The sequence below is a fragment of the Paenibacillus sp. J22R67 genome (assembly GCF_059692175.1).
In genome coordinates this window covers 78,904-103,399 of sequence record NZ_JCAUAX010000002.1, presented here as the reverse complement: position 1 = coordinate 103,399, position 24,496 = coordinate 78,904, and the positions used below count along the sequence as shown (strand labels likewise).

The window sequence follows — 24,496 nt, the reverse complement described above, 5'->3', positions numbered from 1 at the left end:
GGGGGGAATGCCACAATGATAGCAAGCCGAGTTCATCGTATAGCTGTATATACTGCTTTGGCTTTATTGAGCTTATTATTCAGTCTCCCTTTTCTTTATATGGTGGGAGTGTCATTTAAAACCTATGATGACATCGTTGCTTCTCCGTTGAATCCGATCCCCATGCATCCAACCTTGGACAACTTTATCTTGCTGTTTGAGAAGATACCGTTTTGGACACAATTTTTCAATGGAGTTTTTATTGCAGTAGCGGTCTCTGTGCTCTCTATGATTGGTAATGCATTGGTTGCTTATGGCTTTTCACGGTATGATTTTAAAGGGAAAAATGTGCTGTTTACTATTGTTATTGCAACGATTCTGATTCCTTCGCAGATGACACTGGTTCCGAGTTTCATTATGTTCAAACAGTGGGGCTGGTTGGATACGTTCTTTCCTTTAATATTTCCGGGAGCCATATCGGCCATTAACATTTTCTTGATACGCCAAGTGATGGCGGCGATACCTAAGGAGCTGTATGAAAGCGCACGTGTGGATGGTTGTACGGAATGGAGGACGTTTATGAGTATCGCAGTTCCTTTGTCCATGAGCAGCATCGGAATTGTGGGTCTTCTCAACTTTATGAGCTCGTGGAATGACTATTTAAGCCCGTTGATATTTCTGACTTCGGAGCACAAAATGACGCTATCTGTAGGAATTTCGACGATGAATAATCCCTATAAAGAGGATTATGCTACGCCGATTACAGGAGCGTTTCTGATGGCGGTACCCGTTTTGATTCTTCTAAGTATTGTGGGAAGGAAGTATTTTATCAGTGGAGTTGCGGCTGGAGCGGTAAAAGGATAATTCACTAAGCCCGTACTGCGCTTTGAAAGCGTGGCCGGGCTTTTCTTGATTATATGTGAGGATTAATCCTGAACAGGAGTAGTGTGACTATTCGCCCCAGAGCGATAGGGCTTGTTGTAGTGCTCCTTACGGATTTCACTCGGTGTCAGGCCGGTATGACGTTTTATGGTTCGTGCAAAATGGTAGGAGGTTTTAAAACCGGACTGTTCGGCAACTTCACCGATATTCAAGCCTGTACTGCGCAGTAATTCCAAACCTTTTTTTACCCGATACTGCCACAAGTATTGGATAGGCGTTACCCCTTCATCGCGCTGGAACAGGCGTATCATATGCTCAGGCGTTTTTCCAGTAATCTGGGATAATTCGTTAAGGCTTAGCTCTTCACCAAATCTTTCGTGTATGGTTTCCACAGCAAGGAGAACAGCCGGATGTTTCAGGTGATTCAGGCCCAAATGCAAATATTCCGTCGCATACAACCACACAGCAGATTGACCTAGTGCTTTTACCACTTCATCCCCCGTAGAGCAGCCATCGTTTTGCAAAGACATTAGCATATTCGTCAATTGATTTAGTCGCGTCGTCAAAGGGATGTAAAGCGGTAGAGACTCGAAATAAGTCGCTGCATCCGGTAATAGTGGCTCGACAGTCACAGCAATCCAACGGTGCCACGTGTCACGTTTCTCATTAAAATGAAACATCTCCTCATGACCCGGTTTGAGCAGCGCAATGCTCTCTGGAGGAACAGAGAAGGGCACGCCGTCTATTTCTACAATCATGGAGCCGCTATGTACCAGGACAAGCTGCAGATCCATCTGAATACGGGGACCGTATTTCCCGCCGGGGCCATAGACCACGGTACCTGCGTAAGTATTGGTTACAACAAAAGAAGGTGGAATGACTTCCACCTTGGATTCTGTTTCCATTTGAACATTCCATCCCTCTCTGGCAGCCTTTTCTTTCATTATACAAGAGGGATTTTCTTTTTTAAATCTTCTCTCTCAATCGTTGAGTCATGACGGATGTAGTGGCATACATAGGAACGTCTCCAGCGGTTGGAACGGTTCCGTGTAGAAGAGTGGATAAGGTTGCTGTCAAAAATTAATACATCTCCTTTATCCAAGATAACCGGAATTTCCTTGCTTAAATCAATGTCTTCCACCTCATGAGTCCAAGCTTCATGTTCCTGTAAGTTTTTCACATCGCCGTGGGGTAGAACTCCGAGTTTCTGAGAACCGGGGATGACATACAGACAGCCGTTTTCTTCATTTGTATATTCCATGGCAACCCATGCGGCTGTCAACGTATTAGGATCATTCTTAATATAGTAATAGTCTTGATGCGCAGCTTGCCCTGGAGAGCCGGGTTCTTTGTAAAAGTACATGCTTTGTACGCCGGAGGCTTCATCGCCCAGAACTTGGGCAAGTGCCCCGCGTACTACCGGCAACTTCATCATTTGCAAAGAAAAACCGTCATGCAGATGAGGATTGAACAACCGGAGAGAAAAGCGGTCCTTGTCATCCACCACGGCTCCGCCTTTTCTTGGTTTTGCCCATTCGGGCATAGCGTCGGAAGAGCGGATAGAATGAATATGCGAATTAAAAGCATCTATCAGATCGTCGCTGCAGCCTTTTTTAATAATCATATAGCCGTCTTCGTGGTACTGCTTGATCTGTTCCGGTGTTAGTGGATTTACTCTCTCCGTGTGCATTTGAATATTCATAAAAAAGCCTCCTTTGTTAGTATGAAACTGATGTGCAATTCCTTTATATGTATAATTTTAGTTGATTTAAAATGGGAATAAAATGCACGTGAGTTAAAAATTTTGTGTCTGTAATTGATAATTTTGAAATGAAAAGGGGAGGACAAAATGGGTCCTCCTCTATTTGCCATTATGCTAACCGGTAGAGGGAGGAGCGCTTGAACACTCCGAAAAGGGCACGTTGCAAGACTAAATTCAACGACGAATGGACGAAGCTTTCAATTTGAAACCGTTCATACACGTATCCCAAGCTTGGTTAAATCCTCTCCAGTCTTCTCCTTTCGGTAGGAGCACCGAGCTAATTCCACCCAGCCCCCAATCCTCGTAAATCACGTCTTTGCTATCTTTCTGGTGGTTATTCACGATCAGAAGGTGGAACTTTCCATGCATCAGCTTTTTTAATGCAGCGTGTAGCTCCAGCGCTTCCTTTCTTTCAGCATTTGTTCGAATAAAAAGAATAGGTCGAGCTTGAATAGTTCTCAAAAACCGATCTACGCGTCGATTGAGCTTTTGTTTAAACGCGGGATAAGCTTCCTGCCACCGCTCCGCAGTGAGATAAAGAGGAAAGTCATGGAAAGATATAACGTCATTTGCGTGATCTCTTACCACAAAGCATTCATTGGTAGTGCCAATGAGTTCAAGCTGGCTAAGTTCCATAAATCCGTTGAAACGATGATCTATCAAGCGAATCACTCCCCCGATCGAATCGGAAACAAACCAATCTAAGGGACCCGCATATTTTCGTAAGCCCAGTCTTTTAAGCTGATATGCTGTTTGACATGTAGAACCCAGACTAATGTAGGCCGTATATGCACCCAGGGAATCGCGCCATTTCATAAATCTCACTCCCGTTTCAACAACCGATCTCCTCCACAATGACGAGTAGAATTAAAATATGCAAAAATTAAAATTGCGCTTGGGCAAACATACAGCAACGGGGGCATTTGTTTAATAAAGTAACCAGGGCGAGTTTGCAGGCATAATCGGCATCTCATGGGCCGTTGATTTATATTAGTGCTATAATATTCGTGAAATAAGTGATGCACTCGTGACATTCGTCCAATCAATCCGTATTTAGTGAACATATATTTATTCCGTAGTGACAAATCACTAGAGGGGAATGAGTAAATATGAGTGGTGCAAGTTGTGCAGGTTATGGTGTTAACAACGCAGCAGCTATTTTGGTTCTTTATATTCTTTTGGTTATTATCTTAATGACTTTTGCATTTTAAAATAACGTCACAAAAAACAAAAACGGTCTTATCGCTAAATAGATGCGATTACAGACCGTTTTTTTCTTGTTTAAATGAAGGCGACGATGGCTCCGCTATAGGTTGATACCCATTTCGTGAATACATGAGAGCTGCCGCATGGCGGCCCTCACTCCGTTGACGCGCAGGATAATTTCATAGAAATGGATGCGGATGCGGATTGAGTTGCCCGGCAGTCAGCTGCTTTTTCGCATATCCAAGCTCCACCGGCACCCGAAGCACTCTCTTCAGGCCCGTCAAACGTTGTAAGTGATGTCCGAACGTCATCGGCAGCATTCCCGGGATCAAAATTTTCACGCAATGCAGCCCGTTTCGCAGCGTTTCCATCGACGACTGATCCACCACAATCACATCGAGGTTCAATCGGCGAAACACATCGATGGTGTCCTTCAGATCATCGGTCAGATCCGCATGACTTGCCTTACGCTTGAATTCCTCGTCAAATGTTCGGAGCGGACGTTGTTCGTCCAGCAGAAATTGCAGCCGTTCCTCTGCTTGCGGCAAACCGTACAGCATGGCATGGTCCTCCATTTGCAATACGAGAGACGGATCGTCGAGCATTTGTTTAAAATGTTCCTGGCCCGCCTCAAATTTCTCTTGCAGGAAGGCTAACCTGCCGGCCAATTCGTGAATGGCGCTTTTCGCGGCCCGTAACGGATCCAAATGAGCTCCCGCTGCACAGATAAGATTCATCTTCCCGGGGCTGATGCTTTTCGCGAGCGCCCAAATGCAGGGAATCCCATTCTCCATCGTCATGTTAAATAAATATACATCGTATTCGGCAACTGTGCGCATCCTTTGGAGCATGAGCAGCAGTTCCTGATCGTTAGCGGAATAGGGGTCCAAGCGAGGGATAGGCAACTGCGCGTACCAAGTCATCAGGAACGAGTCGCGCTCCGCCACTTCCAAAATCCCATGTAAGACGGCTTCTTCCAGGCTTCCGCCTAAAGCACACCCGTTGGAACCTTCCTGAACAAAGCCGCTGCCGAATCCCGAACTGTAATAAGCAAGACTCTCCGGAACAAGAATCGGACACTCTCGCACTAGCGAATAGCCCCATACCCAATCGATCGGGAGGTCGGGATCAAAGGGTTCGAACGTGAAATCAGGCTGCGCGTACTGTTCCTTTGAATATAGCCCAACCTTGGACGGGTCAAGCGCTTGATCCGCTACCTGGTTAAAGCTATCGTAGATTATGGTACGTTTGCCGCGGGGGGTTATACCGCAGTGTCGCTCCAATCCTTCCAAGATTGCGGTCAATTCGCTTTCTGCATAAGAGAAGCTGCGGCCTCCCGTTACCTCATCTCCCATCAGAAATGACGGCAGATTGACCCCCACTCCGGCAAAAGGTGACACGAGGTCAAGCATCTTGGCATTAAAAACGCCTGTCCGAGAATCCATATAATCCTTGGCCAAATGTGGTTTCAGGTCGTCTATCGGACGGCAGCGGTAACTATCAGCGCTTATCTTCGGTCTCGGCTTGAGCGAAATGTTGGATGCCGCCGATGAATCGTCGGGCAAGCTGCCGCACACCTCACAGAGCGGGTCAGGCAGAATGAAGTGGAGCGAGCTATTCAGAGTTCTCAGGTTAACGATATACATATGCTCCTCTGTATGGGCTCGGCTGCCCTGCAACACTCGCTCTATCTCGGCAATCAACAATTGAGCTGTATGCCAAAGTCCCGAAGGTGAAGATTTTACACTTTGTGTGTCCCCGGGCGACGCCGTGAAACGTCGGTTATCTGCGCACTGTGAGCATCCTGGCGTGCTCGGACGAACCAGCGGTCCGACTATGCCCTCATCCATTGAAATAAAGCCGCGCAACCACGGGATGCCGGCTTGCTGTAGAACCTCTTCAGCCTCGAAGAAACCGGAGGAAGGCCAGTCATCGTGCAGCACCACTACCAATTTTGCTGCTTTCGGTATGTCTGAAGTGAAATCTGACTGTCGAACGAACGCATAACGGTCTAATAGCTCTCCACATACGTAATCGGCCAATAAACCTTCTCCGACAACTGATATGAAAGCATTCACGTAGTTCACCCCATCTCACAGCAATATGTCCGCACGTATCATCGAGTATCTCCGCTAATCTCCCCGTAATGAAAGGTGAAATCCTCATATGTAAGTTCATTTTATCCTAATATCAGCCCATCTTTAAGATGATTTCATTATATATGAGCGATGACTAATATATGCACGTATTGGACAATGTGCTTACAATTTTATTGGTTTTGTTTGTTCGACCCTCACGACCGGATCTGTGAGAGTCCAATGCTAATGCGCTTGGGCCTACTCGGTATAAGACATGAGGGACAAATAGCTATACATAAAATTACTTGTAAAGAGAAGGGAAAGATCGGGAATGACGAAGGAGGAATACAATGATAAATTTGAACCATTCGATCCATGCTCACCGCTTTCAATTCAATCGTCAGACCAAAGTATTGGCGGTCGGCTCTGGTCCATTTTTGATTGCGGTTATTTCTGCGCTGCTTGTATCCGGAATGCCCAAGTTTCACGTGCTAGTCTCTGGCTCAGAGCCGACTGATCGGCAACGGATGTTAGAACTAGCGGTACATGCCCGTAAAACAGACCCCGAGGTGACAATAGAGGAAGTTACCCTGCAGAAGAAGGGGCTTAGTAGTTGGCGGAAGGCAGTGAGGCCATTTGATTCAATTTTGTTTGTGTCACAGGAGGGTGATATCGAGGAATTGCGGATTCTTCACGCGGTTTGCAGGGAAGAAAGAAAGGTATTTCTTCCCGCAGTGTGTCTGCAGCAGGTGGGTCTGGCGGGTCCGATAGTGCATCCAGACTGTGAGGGATGCTGGGAGTCAGCATTTCGCAACATTCACGAATCTGCGATATATAAAGACCCTCAACTGCACACCTTTTCCTCCACAGCGGGAGCGATGTTAGCGAATGTGATCGTGTTTGAATTATTAAAAAAGATTACGGGAGCGAACGATGCGGAACAAAGTAATCAAGTCTTCCTGCTTAATCTGGAGACATTCGAAGGAAAATGGCATTCGTTCATGCCTCATCCTCTTGTGACAAGACGTACCGCAGCTGGATGGATGCACGATTTCGATCTGCAGCTCGAGCGGAGATCAAGCAAAATTGAGAACGGATTGTTTCCTTACTTCAGCCGGTTGACATCGACTGAATCAGGGATTTTCCATATTTGGGAGGAGGGAGACTTAAAGCAGCTACCGCTATCTCAGTGTCGTGTTCAGGCAATCGATTCCCTATCGGAAGGCCCGGCTAGGCTTTTGCCAGACATTATTTGTACAGATTTGACGCATGAGGGAGCGAGGCGGGAAGCGGGGCTGGCTGGAATTGAAGCGTATGTATCTCGAATGTCAGATCTGCTCGTTTCGACGCTTCCATCCTCTCAGGAATCTGAGTGCAAGAGGATAGGTCAGCAGGAATTTATCGGCGTTGGAGCAGGAGAAACGGTTGCAGAAGGCATTGGCCGAGGGCTGCAAAGAAGTTTGACCGAGGTACTGAGAAAGCGACAGGCAGATCAGTTGCCTACGGTCTTTCGAGTACAGTTATCTACAGTAGAAGATAAACGCTGCCAGTTTTATTTGCAGGCTCTGACGACCATGAAGGGAGCACTACTGATTGGTTTAGGGAAAGAAGTATCCGGATTCCCTGTGATGTGGGTCGGTACAAATGATCGTTGGTATGGCGGTGTAGGCTTGAATGTGACCCTGGCATTGCGTGATGCTTTGCAACAGGCTTTGTTGGAGGAACAAAACCAACCCTCTTGCTTCAAATTGAAAGTGTTGGAGCTATCGTCCGTGCATCTAGCTGAACAATTGCCGTTAATCTTTGAGATCCCGTCATGTGAAGTGACGTTAAATTCGGATGTTCTACAGTCCGCCCTACAGGTCTTGGAACGGAACCATAAGCGGCTCTTGGTCTTGGATCTGGCAGTAGAACCGTTTTTGAAAGAGGAAATGGCAGGGGTGTTTGGCGTGTTACTGCGAGAAGGGTGAAGAGTGACTTTTTATATGATAAAAACAACGAGAAAAAACGACCACGCATGTTATCTCGCGGCCGTTTCTTCTTGTTATTCTTTGTGTTGGATTTAAGAAATTACCATACAAAAGCTGATGTGATGATTACCAAAAGAATAAAGAGAACCAAAATAGCTGCTGCGCTCGAACCGTATCCTGCACAACTTGCACCATAACCAACTGCTCCCATGTGTACTCATTCCCTTCTGGTGATTTGTCACTACGGTATAAGATATGTTCGATAAGTAGTGTGTGATTGGACGTATGTCCCGATTTGACTATAGAAAAGTAACCACAGATTCCCACTATGTGCCCACGCATAAGTTGTAAACTTGAATATTATATTTTAACCCGTCACACCACTCATCTTATATTTCACCTTCATTTACCATAAAAAAGTCACCCTGAGATTAAGATGAGGGGTGACTTTTTTTATGATAAAAAACAACGAGAAAAAACGGCTCGCATGTTATTTCGCGGCCGCTTTTTCTCATTGTTTTTTGTGTTGGTTAAGGAATTACCATACAAAAGCTGACGTGATGATAACCAAAAGAATAAAAAGAACCAAAATAGCTGCTGCGCTTGAACCGTAACCTGCACAACTTCCACCACAACCTACTGCTCCCATGTGTACTCATTCCCTTCTGGTGATTTATCACTACGGTATAAATTATGTTCGTTTATTAGTGATTGATTGGACGTTTGAACCAAATTAAATATTAGAAATAATTGGGTATTTATTATGAATATTTCGGATGGTCTAGGGTCGAACATCGCATAAAATAGATATTTATAGGGTATTTTAATTCATGGTATGGAAATATCGGTAATCAGGTTAAGCAAAAGCTAGATCTTACAAACGTTCCGCAAGCCCTCGAGTCCGTAATGGACTATCGAGGGCTTTTACACTTTAGCTGCTCAACGATTTGGCAGGATAGCGTGGGAAATTTCAGTTATAATTAAACCTCATATACATCACCACATTTCCTTGAAGGGGGACATCTGTTTTGGATGCGCAGTTTCTAGATTTATTGGCCCAGAATTATGATACGGAAGAAAAAGTTGTAACAGAAATCATCAACCTTGAAGCGGTCTCCAATCTTCCCAAGGGAACTGAGCATTTTGTCAGTGATTTGCATGGAGAGTTCCAAGCTTTTCAGCATGTACTAAGAAACGGTTCGGGTACCGTAAAAGAGAAAATCAAAGCTTTGTTCCGTGAGGTTTGGACGGATCATGAAATCAATGATTTTACGGCGTTAGTTTATTATCCGGAAGAAAAAATACAGCTGGTGAAAGGAGAACTGTGCAATAAACAAGCCTTGAATCAATGGTACAGACAAACGATTGAACAAATGCTTAAGCTCATTTCGTTTGCCTCTTCCAAATATACGCGCTCGAAATTGCGTAAAGCACTGCCGGAGCATTTTGTATATTTTGTAGAAGAACTTCTATACAAGACGGATTCGACCAACAATAAGGACCCTTATTATGAGGAAATATACCGGCAAATTATTTCCTTGGGTCAGGCGGACAAGCTCATTATCGGACTTGCTTATACGACCCAGCGCCTGGTGGTTGACCATCTTCATGTGGTCGGAGATATCTATGACCGCGGGCCGGACCCCGATAAAATTATGGACACGCTAATCAACTACCATTCCGTAGATATTCAGTGGGGGAACCATGATGTCCTGTGGATAGGCGCCTATGCGGGTTCCCTGGTCTGCCTTGCGAATATTATCCGGATCTGCGCCAGATACGACAATCTGGACATCATCGAAGACGTATATGGAATCAATCTTCGGCCACTGCTGAACTTGGCGGAGAAATACTATAATGACAATCTAGTCTTTAGACCGAAGCTGCAGAACGACCATAACGGGTCGGAGCAGGAAATCCTGCAGATTACCAAAATTCATCAAGCCATTGCCATGATCCAGTTTAAGCTTGAAATCCCTATTATCAAGAGACGCCCATATTTTAATATGTCTGAAAGGCTTTTGCTTGAGCAAATCGATTACGACAAAACTGAAATTAGGATCGGCGGAAAAACTTACCCGCTGGAAAACACCTGTTTCTCAACCGTAGATCCGCTGCAGCCTGGAAAATTGCTGGAGGAAGAACAGCAGGTGATGGAAAAACTGCTGTTCTCCGTTCAGCATTCCGAAAAGCTGGCTAGACATATGAATTTTTTTATGAAAAAGGGCAGCCTTTATCTAAAATACAACGGGAATTTGTTATTTCACGGCTGTATTCCTTTGGATGAAGAAGGAAACTTGGAAGAAATGCAGATTGAAGACAAGACGTATTCGGGCCGTAAGCTGCTCGATGTTTTTGAATATTATTTACGTTACGCCTTTGCGCATCCGGAAGAGACCGATGATCTGGCTACGGATATGGTATGGTACATCTGGACAGGGGAATGTTCCTCGCTCTTTGGAAAGAGAGAAATGACCACCTTTGAACGGTACTTTATCCAAGATAAAGATGCCTATAAGGAGAGAAAGAACCCTTATTACCATTTGCGTGAAAAAGAGGAGATCTGCCGGAAAATCCTGCTGGAGTTTGATATGAATCCGGATTATGGACATATCATTAACGGCCATACGCCAGTGAAAGAAATTCGTGGAGAGAACCCCGTTAAAGCAAACGGGAAATTGGTTGTCATTGACGGCGGGTTTTCCAAAGCCTATCAATCCACAACGGGTATCGCCGGATATACCTTGTTGTATAATTCCTTTGGCATGCAGCTCGTTGCCCATCAGAAATTTATTTCAAAGGAAGATGTGTTATGTAACGGAACGGATGTATTGTCTGTAAAGAGGCTGGTGGACAAAGAACTGGAGCGGAAGCTGGTGAGGGAAACCAATGTCGGGGAGAAGCTGCTGCAGAAAATCTCAAATTTGAAGAATCTCCTGGAATATCGCTACATGAAATGAAACAATCGCTAAATGAAACAAATTGTACAGCCGCGTTACGTAACTAACGGAAGAACTATAGTTTAGGATCTGCTTCTCGGCAGATCCCATTTTGTTTTTTGAACGGGATAATGTTCTCGTTTTCGTGAAAACGCCCTAGCTAAAAAAAGCCTATTTTAATGCTCAATTAAATTGATAAGAGGGACTTCTTGCTCCAGTTCCGGCTGATCGAGCGTATAGATCATCGCCGTATCATTTTTTTCATCAACAGTTTGAATGTAAATTGGAACTTCATTAAAAGTCACATTCGCCATTTTCTGGGATGCGGCGATTTCAAGTGCTCTGGATTTTTTCACGTCAAATCTCCTTAAAGGTAAATGTACAGACGGTCTTAGCATGCCCTCAAATAGATTGAATTATTAGTTTGTATTACTCCATAAGAGGATATCAGGACATAAATTTACCGTGTAATTAATTTCCCGCGATAACGATTCAAAATTTTAACAAGCATGGAGATTCCCCCTTCAAGTCCTATAATCTATTACTATGAAATTTAAATCGATATGGTTCGGGCTTGTATCACCTCTGATTTTTGAACAAAAAGGTATGATATTTAAACTAGCTTTACATCGATACATAACGTATCGTTAAGTAGAGATGTAATATCCATTAGTTACATTATTGAACCAGAGGAGGAGGAGGAAGATTTGGAAATTGGCGGCCAAGGTCGGGATGGCTTCGATCGAAGCTAATATCTACAGCGCAAACGATATGAGTGTTGGTGATCTGGATGGAGACAAACAGTATGAATTGATCGTCAAGTGGGATCTAAGCAACTCTAAAGATAACTCGCTATCGACCATCCTCGATCTCTACTAACCATGGCTAGGAGATACAACGATTGTTGATTAGCAACGAAAATTGGAAGCGTTTACACAATAAAAATCCACACGAACTAGTTAAACTCGCGGAATTCAGTTTAAGTGCCTTGACCTTTCGGCAGTATACTATAATTTTAGGAGGATAAAAAATATGGTTAAGTTGAGGCTGTCTTTCGCGCTATTATTGGCGATTGTTTTGACATTTGCCCTCGTCCAGTTTTCGGCATTGGCGGCAGAAGGAGAGGCTGAGGAAACGGTTGCAGCTGTATTGAATAATGATGTTGTGCTGAATAAAAGTCCCGGCATTGCCAACACGTGGAGGCTTAGCAACGGTACATTATCGATGGATATATCGACTACTAACGGACAAATAAATAATGTTAAAATTAACGGCAGTGCATCACTATCGGCACCTAGTTATCCGTTCACGATTACTAATAACATAGACAGCTTTACCGTAACAAAAGTGACGGCTGTTCTCGATACTACGGACGAGGTACATATAGCTTTGACATATGCCTATACGGCTGCCACTCAAAGGTTCAAGGCGGAGCGACATTTTGTCATGCGCAGGGGTGTCAATGGTCTATATGACTATGTAATCCTTTCAACACCGGAACAAAGGGGCGGAGCGGCGGAAGTGCGCACGCTGTATGGTTTTAGCCACAATCTCCTTCCCAATGGCTATAATAGCGAAATGAACCAAATAATACCTACCTGGAAGCCGGTTGTTCAGGATACTACATGGAAGGATCCTAATTCAGACACGATTTACTCCAAGTACGATTTTGTGGGTTATCACGCCGAGAATCCTCTTGTAGGCCACTACGGCAACAATTACGGTGCCTGGATGATTAATGCCAGCTCCGAGTACTTCTCCGGCGGGCCGTTAAAACAGGAATTGCTGGTACACGGAGATGATGCATTGATCCTTAACTACTTTACAGGCGGCCACATGGGCGGCGCTAATATGGACCCGCCTAACGGCTGGCAGAAGATTCACGGCCCATGGCTGATTTATTTTAATGATACTGCCTCCGTCGACGGTGGCGACCTTATAGCCGACGCTAAGAGGCAAGCGGCTGAGGAAAAAGCAAAGTGGCCTTATAATTTCGTAACAGATACTGCTAATACTCCAGGACTGTATCCTAAGGCGGACGAGAGAGCAACCGTTACAGGTAAGCTCAAAACTTCCGACGGCAGGGACTTGGGAGGCGCCATGGTGATCCTTTCCGAGCCGGGCGTAGAGGTAATTCGCCAGGTCAATGGCTATTACTTCTATGCTTACGCCGACGCGAACGGTAATTTCAGCATTCCTAACGTGCGGCCAGGGGACTATTCATTGTATGTGTTCCCACAGCATGGTTCCATAATAGGGCAGCTTGAGTATGAAGGCGTAAATATGACAGCTTCCGATGGAGGAACAACAAAAGAACTGGGAACCTTAACCTGGTCTCCTACCATAGACAACAACTATCTGTTCCAAATTGGCAAGGCCAGCCATTCCACGGTAGGCTTCCGAGGCAGCGACGAAAAGAGAAACTACTCTCTTATGCGCGACGCCCCCGCGAACTTAACCTATAACGTGAACACCAGCGTTACAAAAGATTGGTATTACGCTCAGGTAAAAACCGAAACCGTCGGCACCAGCCCCAATATATGGACTTCGACTGCAAACGCTTTTGGAGCATGGCCTGGCACTGGTCCATGGGCCGAAACCGGTGCATGGAAGATTGATTTTAATTCAACTAAAGCATATACGGGTGACGCACACCTGCGTATTGCCTTTGCTGCGGTGTCTAATCAGCCGATACTGGAGATCAAGGTCAACGGAACCGTTGTTAAAGTGCTGAACTACGTTGGCAAAAACGACCAGACCATATATCGCAGTGCAAACCGCAGCGGACGCTACCTCAGCGAGGATATCCTATTTGACGCGAGCTTGCTGACAAATGGCACAAATACGATAACCATTACGAATAAGTCGAGGGACCTTATTATTGACACGAATCCGCCGCCATTTTACCGGGGTTCGGTTATGTATGATACCATAATGTTGACAACAGATGAACAGGGCAATATTGATTCTCTTAAGCAACTTGTTAATAGCGGGAAAGGAGCGGGCGATATTACAGCTTCCGCTGTTACTGCGCTCCATAACTACCTTGATAATAACGCCGCTAACTTTAGCAGTGCGCTTGCCGGCTTTATATCGCTAATGGATACACAAAACGTAGGAAGCGACTATAAAGAATTGCTGACTATCAGCGCCAGAAATGTGGCGGATGGCTCCGGCGTCAACAAAACAACGCTTAAAGAGTTGGTCTCAACGGCTAATGCATTCGATGAAAGCGATTACAACCGCGAGCACTGGAATGATTTTGCACAGGCTCTGAGCGCAGCCAATGCTGTCATGGCTAATACTGGTGCCACTCAGAATACGGTTTACGCAGCGAGGGACAATCTGCAGCAGGCTATGGATAATCTCTCCCGTGCCTTACCTCCGGTTGCGGGCTATGAAGGACTTTATTACACCGATTTTGAGGACGACACCCTGTGGGGATTTGACAGAACGGAACCAGGTCATATCTTCGCACAGGTCGATAATGCCGATATAGCCGGGAACACTAGCAAAAAGTTTCAGCTTTATGCGAACAATGTGATTAACCTTTCCATGCGGAAGGCATTACCTAAACCTGTCGATAACGACAAAATGATGGTCGTATTTGACTGGTACCCCGCTCCGCCAAGAAACAATAGCACTGCCAAAAGTGCCGAACTGCGTATATTGGACGGCAACGGCGACATATTGGTCGCTCTTACAAACAGACACAACACCAATCTGGGCGCATACGCGCAACTCAGCCGTCCGAAAAATAATTACACAAGTGTTAAAAATACTACATTCAGCGATAAACTCGCTTGGTATACGGTAACCGTAGTTGTGGATAAGACGGCTAAGAAGATAACCGTCACCTACAAGAATAAAGCTACAAGTGTTGAGCAATCTTTGGATTTTGTTTACGATCCCTCAAAGAATGATGGCACGATTGCTTTCCTTGACGTAGTCATTCTGAGTGAGGATACTACAGGTCAAGTTATGACGACTTACTTGGATTCCATCGCTGTTTACGAAGCGGGGGCTGAAACGGCAGCAGCGTCTTTAACCGGTCCGGCATCTGTTGTATCAGGTACGCCATTTGATTTAAGCTTCAATATCCGTGCAGTGACCGATAGCGTTTATCAAGAAGTATATGCGCAAGATCTGACGATACAGTTCGATCCCAATGTACTGACATTCGTAGAGGCGAAATCACTGACGGAAGGTTTAGAAGTAATTGAGTCTAAAGAGCTGTCTCCGGGGAATATCAGATTCCTGACGGCTGCGCTTGTTAATGACCAAGTGACTCCAGCCAATGGCAATTTCGTTAGTTTTACATTCAATGCCAAACCTATCACTGAACCAGTTAAAGCTGCAGTAGCCGTTGGGAATGTGATCATTGCCAACAGTATGGGTCAGGAATTACAAATACAGGGATCCGCCTTCACATTCGACGTACAAATGAAACCTGTCGATATGGCTGCTCTTAAGACATTAATTAGTTCAGCGCAATCCAAGGTTAATGCCGCAGTAGAAGGCAGTGCCGATGGTCAATATGTAGTCGGGTCGAAGGCACTACTGCAAACGGTGATCGATCAAGCCCAAGCTGTTGTCGATCAACCCTTGGTAACTCAACAGCAAATCGATCAAGCTGCAACCAACTTAACATTGGCCATTACCGCCTTCGAATCATCCAGAATTTCTGCAGATGTTATCGGTGACGGCAAAGTAACCATCGGAGATTTGGCCGTTGTGGCAGCCGGGTATGGCAAGAAGTCGACTGACAGTGACTGGAATCAATTTAAAGCCGCTGACGTGAATAAAGACGGTGTAATAGACATCTATGATTTAACTGCAGTTGCGATGAAGATCTTGGAGTAATTACGTATTAAAATGGGGGGAGGAGTCTATACGATTCCTCCCCTTCCTTGTGCGGCCAGCTGAATAAAGACACCAAGGCAGCCGTCTATGAACTTTTGTAACATTCGTTTGGAAGGGATTAGTAATTCTTGATAGAATAAATAGGAAGATGATCAGGTAATAATTTGTACACATAAGGAGATAAAACTATGGAAAAAAACAAACTACTAAGAATGGACAATGTTGGCATCGTTGTAGAATCCCTTGATGACGCAATCTCTTTCTTCAAGGAGATTGGCTTGAAGCTCGAAGGGCGAGCTACTGTCGAAGGTGAATGGGCTGGTCGCGTAACCGGGCTGGGTTCACAGTGTGTAGAGATTGCTATGATGGTTACCCCAGATGGCCACAGCCGAATTGAACTTTCGCGATTTCTCACCCCACCTACTATATCAGATCACCGAACTGCTCCAGTAAATGCCCTCGGTTATCTACGCGTCATGTTCACTGTTGAAGACATTGACGAAATGGTATCCAGACTCACTAAGTATGGTGCTCAGCTGGTTGGGGAAGTGGTTCAGTATGGGGACTCATATCGGCTCTGCTACATTCGTGGAAATGAAGGACTTCTCATCGGTTTGGCGGAACAACTCGGAAATAAATAAGCGACGTTTAAAAGTAGGAAAGAGGACGGGTGATCAAGGGACCAGGTTAAAGTGATCGGTGGTGGTGGTGGGTTCTTCGTTTAATCTTAAAACATATTAAATTCAATTTGTTATACAATATGTTTCAAGTAATAAAAATTGATTACAGGAGGGTGAATGATGAATCAACGCTTAGGACAGTTGGATTCAATTAGGGGCATTACGGCGTTAACTGTTTTACTTCAGCACTTTCTGTACGTTTTCCCGAAATTTGAACCAGATACATTTAATGAGTCGGGCATGCCAATATTAAATGCTTTAAAATATTCACCTTTGCGTTTCTTTTTTGCTGGACACGAAGCGGTAATTATATTCTTTATCTTAAGTGGGTTTGTTCTTTCCATACCGTTTCTTAACAACCAACAACAAAATTACAAAACATTCGTGGTACGTAGGATATTCCGGATTTATGTACCCTACATTGTAGCAATATTTATTGCATTTTTGTTTAGTTCGCTATTCAATACTCAGAATATCGACTCCCTAAGTGATTTTTTTAATCGAATATGGTCATCTAATTTTTTGTGGAGTCTTATTGTAAATCATCTTGTCATGATCGGTGATTACGACACAAGAGCATACAATCCTGTTATTTGGTCGCTGACTCATGAGATGAGGATATCGCTGATATTCCCTATACTTATGATGCTTATCCGTAAATTTGGATATAAAATAAATCTACTTATTGCGTTATTTACTTCACTTGTGGCCTATGCATTAGTTATTCTGATATCTCCAGCTAATCAAACGAATATTCTTATGACTCTGTACTATACATCGATGTTTATTGTTGGAGCCCTTTTAGCTAAATACAAAGATCAACTCTCTAACCTCTTTGGAAAAGTAAACAAAGCTGTTTTTGGATGTTTGCTAGCCATTGCCTTGCTTTTCTACACCTACGCGTGGAGCTTACCTAATGTTGAGATCATTCATAAATTCATCATTAACGATTGGATGACAGTTATCGGAGCCTGCTTATTCATTGTCTTATCACAATCCTCACAGGGATTTACTAAGTTCCTTTTGCTCAAACCATTCACGTTCCTTGGGAAAATTTCATACAGTCTGTACTTATATCACATAGTTGTTTTGTTCACGTTGGTATTTACTTTACACGGTGTTATAGCTATACCGGCAATATTGGTAATATCTATGGCTATTAGCTTTGTAGTAAGTGCAGGAGCTTATAAATGGATCGAAATGCCAGCGATAAAAGCGGGAAAAAAAATTACTCAAAGATACACAGAACCGAAATCTCATTTGCAAAGAGCCGCAATGTAATTTATATTTTAAAACCCCAATGGTCTTTTTTTTTAGCGGCGGAGCGGGATAAGAAAGCAAATAAGGGTTGTTGCAAAAATGCCAAGCTTAAGTGTTAATACTGAGGAGGCCTTCATATGTCATTCCCCTTTGATTGTATTAGTGATTTTATGTTTTTCGAAACGGAGTTGGAACAGTCAGACATTATATTAATTCCAGGAGCAAGTCATCCTCAATTAATGGAAAGAGCCGCAACATTGTACCATAACGGTATCGCTCAATTTATTCTACCTTCTGGTGGTACTACCCCTCATGTAGCAACAACCGAATGGGAGTTTCTTAAAAATGTCGGGGTAGCGTTAGGAGTACCTTCAGAATCATTACTTAAAGAAGATAAAGCAACTAATACCTTTGAAAATGCACGTTTCTCACTGGAAGTATTGCAACAACAAGGAATTCACCCCCGACGCGTTGTTCTAGTCTGTAAAAATTATCACGCGCGTAGAGCACTATTAACGTATCAATTTGTTTTTCCAAGAGAGACTGTTTTTTATGTAAGCCCAGTGATAGACAAAACAGGGACTTCAAAAGATAACTGGTTTAAAGACGAAGAGAAAATAAAGTGCGTTATGAATGAACTAGAAAAGGTGGGGAAATATTTTAGACCTGCCATACACGAATTGGGATCGAATAGCTTGTTTGGCTAACAAGAACGGAGAATTTAATAACAACAAGAGAAGGCAACCGGATCCAAATGGATCGGTTGCCTTTTCTCAGCTAACGGGAGTTTACTATGGATTGAAGGAAAGTAGATAACAATATAGAAATACCAATTACTACAAGATTATTGGAGGAAGAAAATGTCGATTAAGAATGAGTGTGGACTATATACAATGTGCTTAGTACAAGATAAAGATAAGATATTATTACTAAATCGACCTGACAAACTGGGGTTCCCAGGGTATCTCGGTCCTGGAGGAAAAGTTGATTTCCCTGAGAGTTTAACCGAAGGAGCTGTTCGTGAGCTTAGAGAAGAAACAGGACTAATTGCCAAGCCAGAGGACTTAATTTTCAAAGGAATAGACGAATATGTCGTGCCTAAAACGAATTACAGATATATGGTCTTCAATTATCTGGTTAAAAATTTTGAAGGGGAATTACTATCTAATCCGCCTGAAGGTGAGTTGCACTGGGTAGATATAGACGACGCTATAAACCTACCGATGCAGTCATGGTTTAAACGTAGATTGCCACTATTTTTCGAAAAGGGAACTTTTGAAATATCTGTCGTATGGGATGAGGATAGTAATAGCTCGATTAAAGACAAGCTTAGGTTGCTCGGTTAGTTATTACGCTAACATATAAAGGTTAGTTCAGAATAAAACAACGGCAGCTGAATACGATCGGCTCCCGTTTCCATGCTACCTGGTAATTTTGATTGAGCTTAACAGTCAACAAATTGTTTTCTTAAATTGGGGGATTCTCGCAGAATGTACGAAATAGTGTTTTTTGATGTTGATGGTACGATATACAGTGAAGTGGATAGAGTAATCCCTAAAAGTACAAAAGTGGCGATTAAGAGACTTCATGAAGAAGGCATTAAGGTCGTAGTTGCAACAGGTAGACCACATAATTTATGTGAAGAACTAGTTTCTCTAGGTATTGATACATTAATCTCATCTAATGGCGCTCTTGTGAAAAACCAAAGAGAAGTCATTTATAAGTCAGTCATATCTCAAAAGACTGTTCATGAACTGTCGAGTTTTGCCGAGTTACACGGACAAGGTATTTCCTACTTTACAGATTCAATTTCAATGAATGGTATCGGAGTAGAAGAGAAACGTGTTAGGAATGCTCTAGAAGAGACCCTTGGTCTTGTCGATTATCCTAGCAAATTAAACACACTTCCAGAGGAGATTTACTGTATATGCTTGTATGCTGACGATAGTGAAGCTGAAAAATTTATAGCTAACTTTCCGCAACTTCAGTTTGTACGTTTCCACGGTTATGTAATGAACGTCCTTGAAACTCAAATTGTATCGAAATCGCATGCAATCAAAAGAGTGTTGGATTATTACGAAATTGACGTTTGCAATTCAATTGCATTTGGAGATGGTGGAAACGATTTGGATATGTTAGAGTTTGTTGGTTTGGGGATTGCTATGGGAAATGGTGATAAAATGCTTAAGCAAAAAGCAGATTTCGTGACCAAAAAAGCAAGCGAAGATGGTATACACTATGCTCTGACCCAGTTCGGAATAATATAATTCAGTTATTCATCATTAAACTAACTGTGAACGATAGTTAAACATAAGGGTTCCACATATTATATATGACTAATATGTGGAATCCTTTATTTCATCTGATAAACTAGGGAAAATTAGTATCAACCTACAAAATACTATGGAAGTCTCGGGCAGAATAGGATGAAATGTAAAACACTAAGGGAGGCAGCACTATGTCAGTTATTTTCCTGTCTGTTGATTTACAGAATGACTTCGCAACCGAAGGCGGTGCACAACATCAACCACGTTCGAGCGTGCAATTCATCCAGGACACATTACTCCCGTTTGCTCGGGAGCGAAGGTACACGGTTGTTGAGATTATATCTGATTATCGTATTAGCCAGCCTGGAGCTTCCGTATGTGTTCCCGGTACGTGGGGTTATGAGTCTATCATCCCCAACGACATAAAACACCCGTCTGTATGGGTGAAAGCCGAGCCGTCGCCAACTTGGATTCGTGAAGGAGCGGGTAAAGCGGATAGCGTCCCGGGTGTTCCTTATCCCTCGACGGATGGCTTCAGCAGGTGGTTGCTCGAAACAGTTGGACCACCAAGCTCAAAGCAAGAGCTCGTTTTGATTGGACTGGTGTTCGAAATCTGTGTTCTAAGTACGCTGCAAGAGCTGTTCTATCGCGGCTATCGTGCTAAGGTATTGTTCGAAGGTGTTGACACATACTCCGGCAATGTGGAACAGAAGAGGATGCTTTTCGGGACCCTCTTCCCATTCTGGGGCCAGCCTATCTATTGGGAGGAGGTTGAAGGAGTATATTAAACTTACGATGAGATGAGGGAGTTTCAATGAGGAATACGTTTTGACTAATTTATTTAAGCTATCGGGTAACTATAGCACAATACAGGATCCTCTAAGAGCGCTGCCGTGCAATACCATGTGCTCTAATTATTACGGCTTATTCTAGTAGCAGAAAGGGATTTACTTCAGGATTCGGAACCAGTTATCATTTCAGAGAGCATGTTAGTGCCGGTAAGATTTAGTTAGTGGAGAAATATGTTAAAATTGAATCGCGGCTGATATCGAACCGGGGTGAGATATCGTGGAATATTGAATGGCTTCCAATATTTTTCCTGCTTTTCAATGTAAAACTATTGAGAAGGGTGTTGAGGATGTCATGGAAATCAATTGGCTGGCAGAGGTGGAAAAAAGAAAAGATGATCTTTTAAAGGACTTGGAAGGCTTATTGCGTATTGCGAGTGTTAAGGATTTAACAACGAGTACTCCCGAATATCCAATGGGTGAAAAGATTGGCGAAGCATTGGATTATGTTTTGGGATTAGCCCAAAATGAGGGTTTTAAAACTAAAAACTTAGACGGCTTTGCCGGGTTTGCTGAATGGGGAGAGTCTGAAGATTATATTGGGGTAATTGCCCATGTCGACGTGGTTCCAGCTCCTGGGGAATGGACAACACCACCTTATGAGCCAACTATTCGAGAAGGAAAGCTGTATGCCCGCGGTACCATTGATGATAAAGGACCTGGAATGGCTGCATTTTATGCGTTGAAGATATTGAAGGAACTTGGCCTGCCCTTAAAAAGGAAGATCCGTATGATCTATGGCACAGATGAAGAAAGTGGTATGTGCTGTGTGAAACATTATCTTGACGTTGAGCCCGCGCCAACTTACGGTTTTTCTCCTGATAATGAATTTCCGATAGTGTACGCCGAAAAAGGGCAAATTAATGTGAAACTGACTTTAAGTGGCAGTGAAGAAGAAAAACATGGAACTATTTTAGTTAACTTTTCTTCGGGTGACAGGGGAAACATGGTACCTGGACAAGTCGCTGCTGAAATTAAAACGAATCAACCTGAGGAACTTGTGAACCGTTTTAAAACATATTGTAAGGAACTGGGACTACATGGTGAGGTCAGCAACTCCGATGAAACAATTACTTTAACTCTTTACGGTAAAACCGTACATGGTATGGAACCGCAAAATGGAGTGAATGCCGGACTTGAGTGCCTGCATTTCTTAAACACATTAAGCTTTGCGGATAGTGACCAATCATTTATCACATTTGCGGATAACTGCCTATATAGAGATCCTTTTGGGGAAAAGTTGGGAATCGAATACAGTGAAGATGTGCTCGGACCTTTAACGGTTAATGCCGGCATTTTCAATTACAATCATGCAGATGGTGGTTCCATTCAGTTGAACATTCGCTTTCCATTAAATAATGTTTACCAACATACCATTGAAATGATCAGGAAAAAAGCTGAGACCTGCCATTTCACAATTGCTGATGCGTGGCAATTCCCTACACATTATTTCCCTGCCGATCATCCTATGATTAAAACACTGCAATCGGCTTATCAATCAATTACAGGGGATGAACCTACACTTTTAACATCGGGTGGGGCAACGTATGCGTCGTTAATGAAAAATGCGGTGGCTTTCGGTGCGCTTTTCCCTGGTAAGGTAGATAGCTCTCACCAAATTGATGAATTTATTGAAATCGATGATTTAATCAAAGCGACAGCCATCTACGCTAAAGCATTATATGAATTAAGCCACATATAAAACATTGGGCTATAGAAAATGATTGGGACGTTGAACGATAGTTAAACAGTGAAGGGCTGCCGCGTGGCAGCTCTTTTGCTTAGCTAAACGGCAACCTTATTGAGCCGCAGACTTAATGAACTTATAGTGTTCTAAGTTGTATTTTTCAATTTAAAGAACAACTTTAATGTGAATGGATTGAAGTTGGTGGTAACAAGTGTTATTCTAACAACGGTAAACTCGAAGTCTGTGCTCTTTAATACATCTAATAATAGTCACTATTTTAGTTATAAAGAAAGGTAACACTATGATAAAAGTTGAAAACTTATCCTTCTCATTTCCACAAAAAGAACTATATACAAACATTTCATTCACGCTTGAAGAGGCACAACATTGCGCTTTTATAGGAACAAGTGGCAGTGGGAAAAGTACATTGATCGATATACTGATGGATCCAGAAAGATATTTGTTCGAGGGCAAGTTAGAAATTGACCCTACTTGCAATATTCGGCATGTAAGTCAATTCCCACAATTCGACAAAACGAAAGAAACAACAGTTTTTGAATATATAGGGGAAGAATTTATTAAGATACAAAATGAAATAACAGCTATTTGTACGGAAATGGAAACATCATCGGATATGGATGCGTTATTAGAAAAGTATCAATTAGCATTAGACACATTTGATACAATCGGTGGGGCTGATTTTGAAAGCAACATTAATAAGAAACTAAATCTAGCAAACCTCATGAAGCTAAAAGATCTTAGGGTATCCGACCTAAGTGGTGGGGAATTCAAACTTATTCAAGTGATGAAGGAAATGCTTAGTAGTCCAGACTTAATGATTATGGACGAACCCGATGTATTTTTAGACTTTGAAAACCTAAATGCGCTAAAAAATCTGATTAATTCTCACAAAGGAATGCTGCTAGTTGTCACGCACAACCGATATCTATTGAATCATTGTTTCAACAAAATTCTACACCTTGAAAACATGGAGATCCAAGAGTTTGATGGGCGATATATTGAATACAACTTCTCATTACTTCAGACAAAAATTGAGTTGCAAGAAATTGCAGTCGCTGAAAAAGAAGAAATTGAGAGATACGATAACATTATTGATAATCTTAGAGCTATCGCAACGTATAATTCAGAAGCATCTAGAGGGAGAGCATTAAAAGCTAGAGTTAGGTTTCAAGAAAGATTGGAAGCACGTAGAATTAAAGCGCCATTTGTTGATATTAAGCAACCTAAAATTAGTTTTGGTATTGAAAATGAGATGGAAGACACCATTGTTGTAAGTGTCAATAATTATAGTGTTACGTTTGATGAGTTGCTTCTAGACAATGTTAACTTTGAGATAAAATCTAGGGATAAAGTAGCCATTATTGGTCCAAACGGTACCGGGAAAACGACTTTACTTCGAGATATCTTTACAAATAATCATGATTCAATTGAAATAAATGCTGATGTTAAAGTGGCTTATTTATCTCAGATTCAAGGCGAAGTGCTAAAGGATTCTAATACAATACTAGAAGAATTCATCGATGCTGGGTTTAAAACGTATGATGAGGTTAGATCGTATATTTCAAACTATGGCTTTGAAGGAGAGATCGTTAATCAAAAGATAGAGTCTTTATCTGGTGGAGAAAAAAATATGCTTCAATTGGCTAAAGTTTCTGCCAGTAAAGCTAACGTATTGCTTCTTGATGAACCGACAAGCCATTTAGACACCTATACACAAATAGCACTGGAGAAAGCCATTGAAGACTATAAAGGTGCGATTCTCATGATTTCTCATGATTTCTATTCGGTTGTAAATGGTATGGATTATGTTTTAATCATTGACGATAAGACGATTAGAAAAATGAGTATGCGTAAATTTAGACAGATGATTTATGCTAGTCATTTTGATAAAGACTATCTAGAAGCTGAACAAAATAAAAAATCAGTTGAAATGAAAATAGAATTGGCTTTAAAAGATGCTAATTTTGAACTTGCAAAAGTATTGGTTGATGAGCTAGAAGAGCTGATTAAGTTGCTTTAAATCTTGGGGTGAATGATGAGACATTGGACACCAG

19 protein-coding genes and 1 pseudogene are annotated in these 24,496 nt (G+C 42.8%); 13 read left to right on the top strand and 7 right to left on the bottom strand.

Annotated features, from left to right (window positions below; translation table 11 throughout):
- The first annotated feature begins 15 nt into the window (after positions 1–15).
- Positions 16–843 carry a carbohydrate ABC transporter permease gene (locus AC58VC_RS06445; RefSeq protein ID WP_497368018.1) on the top strand — a complete coding sequence of 276 codons (828 nt, stop codon included), beginning with the start codon at positions 16–18 and terminating at the stop codon, positions 841–843.
- A 62-nt stretch (positions 844–905) separates the two neighbouring features.
- Here AC58VC_RS06445 and AC58VC_RS06440 read toward each other — a convergent pair whose 3' ends face one another.
- The 4 genes from AC58VC_RS06440 to AC58VC_RS06425 form a co-directional block, all read right to left on the bottom strand.
- Complete coding sequence (locus AC58VC_RS06440) at positions 906–1,805, bottom strand: helix-turn-helix domain-containing protein (RefSeq protein WP_497368017.1); 900 nt, start codon at positions 1,803–1,805, stop codon at positions 906–908.
- Positions 1,805–2,563: a phytanoyl-CoA dioxygenase family protein gene (locus tag AC58VC_RS06435; protein ID WP_497368016.1), complete on the bottom strand. Its 759-nt coding sequence runs from the start codon at positions 2,561–2,563 to the stop codon at positions 1,805–1,807. The genes AC58VC_RS06440 and AC58VC_RS06435 overlap by 1 nt, the downstream gene beginning before the upstream one ends.
- 234 nt (positions 2,564–2,797) lie before the next feature.
- Positions 2,798–3,439: a DUF1796 family putative cysteine peptidase gene (locus tag AC58VC_RS06430; protein WP_497368015.1), complete on the bottom strand. Its 642-nt coding sequence runs from the start codon at positions 3,437–3,439 to the stop codon at positions 2,798–2,800.
- A 569-nt stretch (positions 3,440–4,008) separates the two neighbouring features.
- On the bottom strand, positions 4,009–5,907 hold the full coding sequence (locus AC58VC_RS06425) for a TOMM precursor leader peptide-binding protein (RefSeq protein WP_497368014.1): 1,899 nt from the start codon (positions 5,905–5,907) through the stop codon (positions 4,009–4,011).
- 350 nt (positions 5,908–6,257) lie between these two features.
- Between AC58VC_RS06425 and AC58VC_RS06420 the strand changes: the two genes are divergently transcribed.
- Positions 6,258–7,877 (top strand): bacteriocin maturation protein, encoded by a 1,620-nt coding sequence (locus tag AC58VC_RS06420; RefSeq protein WP_497368013.1) that lies wholly within the window; start codon positions 6,258–6,260, stop codon positions 7,875–7,877.
- A gap of 100 nt (positions 7,878–7,977) precedes the next feature.
- On the opposite strand, the gene AC58VC_RS06415 is transcribed toward AC58VC_RS06420, so the two are convergent.
- Entirely contained in the window at positions 7,978–8,088 is a 111-nt protein-coding gene (locus AC58VC_RS06415; protein ID WP_163954161.1) for a YjcZ family sporulation protein, read from the bottom strand.
- Positions 8,089–8,415: 327 nt separating this feature from the next.
- Positions 8,416–8,526 (bottom strand): YjcZ family sporulation protein, encoded by a 111-nt coding sequence (locus AC58VC_RS06410; RefSeq protein WP_497368012.1) that lies wholly within the window; start codon positions 8,524–8,526, stop codon positions 8,416–8,418.
- A gap of 379 nt (positions 8,527–8,905) precedes the next feature.
- Here AC58VC_RS06410 and AC58VC_RS06405 point away from each other — a divergent pair, with 379 nt between their 5' ends.
- Positions 8,906–10,837, top strand: a complete 1,932-nt coding sequence (locus AC58VC_RS06405; RefSeq protein ID WP_497368011.1) for a fructose-1,6-bisphosphatase — start codon at positions 8,906–8,908, stop codon at positions 10,835–10,837.
- A 155-nt stretch (positions 10,838–10,992) separates the two neighbouring features.
- On the opposite strand, the gene AC58VC_RS06400 is transcribed toward AC58VC_RS06405, so the two are convergent.
- Positions 10,993–11,172, bottom strand: coding sequence for an H-type small acid-soluble spore protein (locus tag AC58VC_RS06400; protein WP_497368010.1), 180 nt, complete (start codon positions 11,170–11,172; stop codon positions 10,993–10,995).
- Positions 11,173–11,572: 400 nt separating this feature from the next.
- Here AC58VC_RS06400 and AC58VC_RS06395 point away from each other — a divergent pair.
- The 10 genes and pseudogenes from AC58VC_RS06395 to AC58VC_RS06350 form a co-directional block, all read left to right on the top strand.
- Positions 11,573–11,668 (top strand): annotated as a pseudogene (locus AC58VC_RS06395) (rhamnogalacturonan lyase family protein); the annotation flags it as partial.
- A 180-nt stretch (positions 11,669–11,848) separates the two neighbouring features.
- Positions 11,849–15,679 carry a polysaccharide lyase family protein gene (locus AC58VC_RS06390; RefSeq protein ID WP_497368009.1) on the top strand — a complete coding sequence of 1,277 codons (3,831 nt, stop codon included), beginning with the start codon at positions 11,849–11,851 and terminating at the stop codon, positions 15,677–15,679.
- A 188-nt stretch (positions 15,680–15,867) separates the two neighbouring features.
- Positions 15,868–16,320, top strand: a complete 453-nt coding sequence (locus tag AC58VC_RS06385) for a VOC family protein (protein WP_497368008.1) — start codon at positions 15,868–15,870, stop codon at positions 16,318–16,320.
- 159 nt (positions 16,321–16,479) lie between these two features.
- Positions 16,480–17,640 carry an acyltransferase family protein gene (locus AC58VC_RS06380; protein WP_497368007.1) on the top strand — a complete coding sequence of 387 codons (1,161 nt, stop codon included), beginning with the start codon at positions 16,480–16,482 and terminating at the stop codon, positions 17,638–17,640.
- A 116-nt stretch (positions 17,641–17,756) separates the two neighbouring features.
- On the top strand, positions 17,757–18,326 hold the full coding sequence (locus AC58VC_RS06375) for a YdcF family protein (protein ID WP_497368006.1): 570 nt from the start codon (positions 17,757–17,759) through the stop codon (positions 18,324–18,326).
- Positions 18,327–18,479: 153 nt separating this feature from the next.
- On the top strand, positions 18,480–18,965 hold the full coding sequence (locus AC58VC_RS06370) for an 8-oxo-dGTP diphosphatase (protein ID WP_497368005.1): 486 nt from the start codon (positions 18,480–18,482) through the stop codon (positions 18,963–18,965).
- A 144-nt stretch (positions 18,966–19,109) separates the two neighbouring features.
- Positions 19,110–19,886, top strand: coding sequence for a Cof-type HAD-IIB family hydrolase (locus AC58VC_RS06365; protein ID WP_497368004.1), 777 nt, complete (start codon positions 19,110–19,112; stop codon positions 19,884–19,886).
- Between the two features lie 191 nt (positions 19,887–20,077).
- Entirely contained in the window at positions 20,078–20,674 is a 597-nt protein-coding gene (locus AC58VC_RS06360) for an isochorismatase family protein (RefSeq protein ID WP_497368003.1), read from the top strand.
- 355 nt (positions 20,675–21,029) lie between these two features.
- Positions 21,030–22,436 carry a dipeptidase PepV gene (pepV, locus tag AC58VC_RS06355; protein WP_497368980.1) on the top strand — a complete coding sequence of 469 codons (1,407 nt, stop codon included), beginning with the start codon at positions 21,030–21,032 and terminating at the stop codon, positions 22,434–22,436.
- A gap of 286 nt (positions 22,437–22,722) precedes the next feature.
- Positions 22,723–24,462: an ABC-F family ATP-binding cassette domain-containing protein gene (locus AC58VC_RS06350; RefSeq protein WP_497368002.1), complete on the top strand. Its 1,740-nt coding sequence runs from the start codon at positions 22,723–22,725 to the stop codon at positions 24,460–24,462.
- The last annotated feature ends 34 nt before the right edge of the window (positions 24,463–24,496 follow it).

What these genes read in the sequence shown, in the direction of transcription:
- AC58VC_RS06365 (WP_497368004.1), top strand. Translation starts at nt 19,110, where the DNA reads ATGTACGAAATAGTGTTTTTTGATGTTGATGGTACGATATACAGTGAA.
- AC58VC_RS06415 (WP_163954161.1), bottom strand. Translation starts at nt 8,088, where the DNA reads ATGGGAGCAGTTGGTTATGGTGCAAGTTGTGCAGGATACGGTTCGAGC.
- AC58VC_RS06420 (WP_497368013.1), top strand. Translation starts at nt 6,258, where the DNA reads ATGATAAATTTGAACCATTCGATCCATGCTCACCGCTTTCAATTCAAT.
- AC58VC_RS06380 (WP_497368007.1), top strand. Translation starts at nt 16,480, where the DNA reads ATGAATCAACGCTTAGGACAGTTGGATTCAATTAGGGGCATTACGGCG.
- AC58VC_RS06385 (WP_497368008.1), top strand. Translation starts at nt 15,868, where the DNA reads ATGGAAAAAAACAAACTACTAAGAATGGACAATGTTGGCATCGTTGTA.
- AC58VC_RS06370 (WP_497368005.1), top strand. Translation starts at nt 18,480, where the DNA reads ATGTCGATTAAGAATGAGTGTGGACTATATACAATGTGCTTAGTACAA.
- AC58VC_RS06440 (WP_497368017.1), bottom strand. Translation starts at nt 1,805, where the DNA reads ATGAAAGAAAAGGCTGCCAGAGAGGGATGGAATGTTCAAATGGAAACA.
- AC58VC_RS06445 (WP_497368018.1), top strand. Translation starts at nt 16, where the DNA reads ATGATAGCAAGCCGAGTTCATCGTATAGCTGTATATACTGCTTTGGCT.
- AC58VC_RS06375 (WP_497368006.1), top strand. Translation starts at nt 17,757, where the DNA reads ATGTCATTCCCCTTTGATTGTATTAGTGATTTTATGTTTTTCGAAACG.
- AC58VC_RS06390 (WP_497368009.1), top strand. Translation starts at nt 11,849, where the DNA reads ATGGTTAAGTTGAGGCTGTCTTTCGCGCTATTATTGGCGATTGTTTTG.
- AC58VC_RS06435 (WP_497368016.1), bottom strand. Translation starts at nt 2,563, where the DNA reads ATGAATATTCAAATGCACACGGAGAGAGTAAATCCACTAACACCGGAA.
- AC58VC_RS06350 (WP_497368002.1), top strand. Translation starts at nt 22,723, where the DNA reads ATGATAAAAGTTGAAAACTTATCCTTCTCATTTCCACAAAAAGAACTA.
- AC58VC_RS06410 (WP_497368012.1), bottom strand. Translation starts at nt 8,526, where the DNA reads ATGGGAGCAGTAGGTTGTGGTGGAAGTTGTGCAGGTTACGGTTCAAGC.
- AC58VC_RS06360 (WP_497368003.1), top strand. Translation starts at nt 20,078, where the DNA reads ATGTCAGTTATTTTCCTGTCTGTTGATTTACAGAATGACTTCGCAACC.
- AC58VC_RS06430 (WP_497368015.1), bottom strand. Translation starts at nt 3,439, where the DNA reads ATGAAATGGCGCGATTCCCTGGGTGCATATACGGCCTACATTAGTCTG.
- pepV (WP_497368980.1), top strand. Translation starts at nt 21,030, where the DNA reads ATGGAAATCAATTGGCTGGCAGAGGTGGAAAAAAGAAAAGATGATCTT.